This window comes from Halobacillus halophilus DSM 2266 (genome assembly GCF_000284515.1).
Classification (GTDB): domain Bacteria; phylum Bacillota; class Bacilli; order Bacillales; family Halobacillaceae; genus Halobacillus; species Halobacillus halophilus.
Map to the genome: position 1 here is coordinate 1 of NC_017670.1, position 3,329 is coordinate 3,329.

Genomic DNA, 3,329 nt, shown 5'->3' on the forward strand with positions numbered 1-3,329 from the left:
GGATGATCGGGGTTCAAGAAAGGAGTATTAATACTATTTATGCACTGTAATCATAGCACTCAAACCTTGAATGAATCAACTGGTGAAATATTGGTTGATCAAACACAATCAGGTAAAGAAAGAGATTGGAAGGGTAAAAAGGAACGGTCACAACTTACAGCTGAACATTTTGATCTGGCGGGACTCACGAGTAAAGCTGAACGAATGAATGAGTGTGCGGATACATTGGTGTTTAAAAAGACACCTGAAGCGTTGAAACTATACCAATCATGGTTCTGTAAAGTGAGGTTGTGTCCAATGTGCAACTGGAGAAGATCATTAAAAATTGCTTATCATAATAAAAAGATCGTAGAGACGGTAAATGAGCGTCAAAAGGTCCGTTGGCTATTCTTAACCCTTACCGTTAAGAATACAGACTCTGAGAGCCTTTCTGAGACGATTTCAGACATGTTCAAGGGTTTCAATAGGCTTTCTAAGTATAAAGCCTTTAAAACGTCTATAAAGGGCTTTTTTAGAGCCTTGGAAGTCACAAGGGATAGAGATGAGTACATTACAAAGAAAAGGTATGATAATAATCCAGCATATTATAAGCGCAAAGGATTAGAGATTGGGTCTGAAAATCCGAACTACGGTACATATCATCCTCATTTTCATGTTTTGCTATGTGTACCTACAAGTTACTTCAAAAAGAAAAATTACTACATAACACAAGATGAGTGGACAACCTTATGGAAACGCGCAATGAAGCTTGATTATTCCCCTGTAGTAAACGTGAAGAAAGTTAAACCAAAGGAAAACTTAGAAGACGTTAAAACTTATGAAGATGACTTTAAGAGGGCGATCAAGGAACAAAATGCTGTTTTAGAAGTGTCGAAGTATCCTGTAAAAGATACAGATGTCATCAAAGGAAGTGAGGTCACAGATGAAAATATTGAAACTGTAAAAGCGTTAGATGCTGCTTTATCTTATAAGCGTCTTATTGGTTATGGCGGATTACTTAAAGAGATCCATAAGGAGCTTAATTTGGGAGATGCGGAAGATGGGGATCTAATTAATATTTCTGAGGAAGATGAAGTAGCCAATGGTGTTTTTGAGGTAGTCGCAAAATGGCATCCTGGTATGAAAAATTATGTAGTGTACTGAAATAAGATTAAAAGAGTCATGCCGAATTTGGTTATGGCTTTTTTTAAAGGGCTTTTATTAGAATTTGAAGAATATATCAGTTGAGGTGAGCGACATGACAACTGATACAAAAGAGTTGAAATATGAGCCTTCAGATATGGCACTTATGCTTGAGATAAAAGAATCTACGTTACGAAAATATAGTCTTCTTTTGGAGAAAGAGGGTTACACATTCCATAAAGGATCAGTTGGACGAAGATGGTATAGCGATAGTGATTTAATGGTGTTGCGCCGATTTATGGAGTTAAAAAACGGTGACATGTCACTCGAAACTGCTTGTCATGCAGTTGTAGCTTGGGCAAAAGGTAGAAATATCGCACCTTCTGTTATGGAAAATGCTAATGATTTGCGTGATAGCGAGCGTTATCTTTTAGATAAATTAGAAAAGCAAAATGAGTTAATTCAAGAATTATTTGCTCGCTTAGATCGACAGGAAGAATTTTTTAAGCAACGTGATGAATGGTTAATTGAAAAGTTAAAAGAGCAGAATGAAAAACCAAAATTACAACTGGAATCCGAAACTAATTCAGAGCAAAAACCGAAGCCGACTTTTCTAAGTAAACTTTTTGGTCATAGATAATTTTAAAAAAGCCCCTCAACCCTTTTATGAGTTCGGGAGGCTTTTTTTTATTGCTCCGATTTTTTGGTTTTCCCCGAAGGGTTATTCAGCTATGCTGAACGTCAAAATTTCATCGAGAGCAGCGAGAAAAAATTACCCATTAAAACCACGAAAAAAATCGTGGGGGTAAATGGGCACTGTGTGGTTTTTTAGGATAAAGAATTAATGCTAATTTGCTATAAATGTGCGAAAAAGATTTTTCGTTCGTTAAATAAAGTAGAGTCGCAAAGAAATACTTCTTCATGCGTATTAGGAAGTAAGGGGGAGATAATCATTATCCAGAATGGAGAAAGGTTCGTTTAGAATTCTTTTATGATATACGTAAGCAGGTTGTGAGGATCTGATCTCCGTTATAAATTTTTTAAATTGGCTATTTACTTTCTTCTGCCTAATGGTTTAGATGGTTTTGAATCAAATGGGAGAGGAGTGAGTTTCTATTTTTTTGCTTTATTTATAATTGACCCACCTTGTTTGTGGCAAAGAAACATAATGGAGTGCCTATAACATAACAAGATACTTTTTCGTGATAGAACATGGTGTTGGGTATGCCTATAGTTAAGTTAAGGGGGTTTTTATGGTTTTAGATCAGTTTTTAAGAGTGTCGGTCTTATTCTAGTCAAGACGTGTTTGAAAGTGGGATAATATTTTGAGGGGGTGGACGAGCTATGAAAGCAAAGATACTTATTGAATTTGAAGTGAGAAAAGAGGATGTTCAGCATGCTTTTGGCTGGGCTGTTCTTGGGGCAGAAGTCATTCGCTTTTTTTTGGGATAACGTAAAAAGAGAGGCGTTGACGCACCTCCCTTTTTACTCACTTTTTTTCTCACAAAAAAGTAGCCCCCTATTCCGTGCAAAGAAAGGGAAAGGGCTACTTTTTATTTTATCACAATCTGAATGAGTGTTTATGACGCAGAAAAAAACGTCCCTTGTTGCGGGTGGGAATCCCTCAAGTAAACTAACAAAGGTTGCCCCGCCCAGGGCGAATTTCCCGGGGTGGGGTTGCCTTTGGGAGTTTGAGGGATGCCGGCCACCCTAGCAACAAGGAAACGGATTTTTTTGAGTAATAAAAAGCGAATGGAGCAGATAAGGTATTTTTATTGTTTAAACTGTGTTAGAGATTGTAGATCAGATGTTTTGGTTCTGAAATTTGTTTTTTGGTGTTGTTTAGTATTAACTCTCGTAATAGCGAAGAGTTTAAAGTTCTTTTGGATTATATGTTAGGTCATATCTCTAAAGAGGAATTTGATTCTTTTATGGAAAAATTCTTAGAAGAAGATGATAAATTAGATGATTAAAAAACTCCTATTTTTAGGGGTTTTTTAACGTTCTTGAAACGGGTTTTCTCTTATCTTGATACATATAGAAACAATGAGATTCTTAATTTTAGCCTTTCAGCCTTGATTTGATAGGGTTTTAGCTAAAAAATCATGGTGGATAGAAAAAAGCCCCTGTGTTATGGTTATGTTGTCGAGACAAAACCAATAAAACATAGGGGCTTTTGCACCCTTCTGAACCTGATGATCATTGGC

2 protein-coding genes are annotated in these 3,329 nt (G+C 36.5%); both read left to right on the forward strand.

Annotated elements, in window-relative coordinates; genetic code table 11:
- Window positions 1–39: 39 nt before the first annotated feature.
- On the forward strand, window positions 40–1,143 hold the full coding sequence (locus HBHAL_RS20295; protein WP_014645401.1) for a protein rep: 1,104 nt from the start codon (window positions 40–42) through the stop codon (window positions 1,141–1,143).
- A 94-nt stretch (window positions 1,144–1,237) separates the two neighbouring features.
- On the forward strand, window positions 1,238–1,762 hold the full coding sequence (locus HBHAL_RS20300; protein ID WP_014645402.1) for a MerR family transcriptional regulator: 525 nt from the start codon (window positions 1,238–1,240) through the stop codon (window positions 1,760–1,762).
- Window positions 1,763–3,329: the final 1,567 nt, after the last annotated feature.

Excerpts from the sequence above, each read along its gene's own strand:
- HBHAL_RS20300 (WP_014645402.1), top strand. The coding sequence starts at position 1,238 with ATGACAACTGATACAAAAGAGTTGAAATATGAGCCTTCAGATATGGCA.
- HBHAL_RS20295 (WP_014645401.1), top strand. The coding sequence starts at position 40 with ATGCACTGTAATCATAGCACTCAAACCTTGAATGAATCAACTGGTGAA.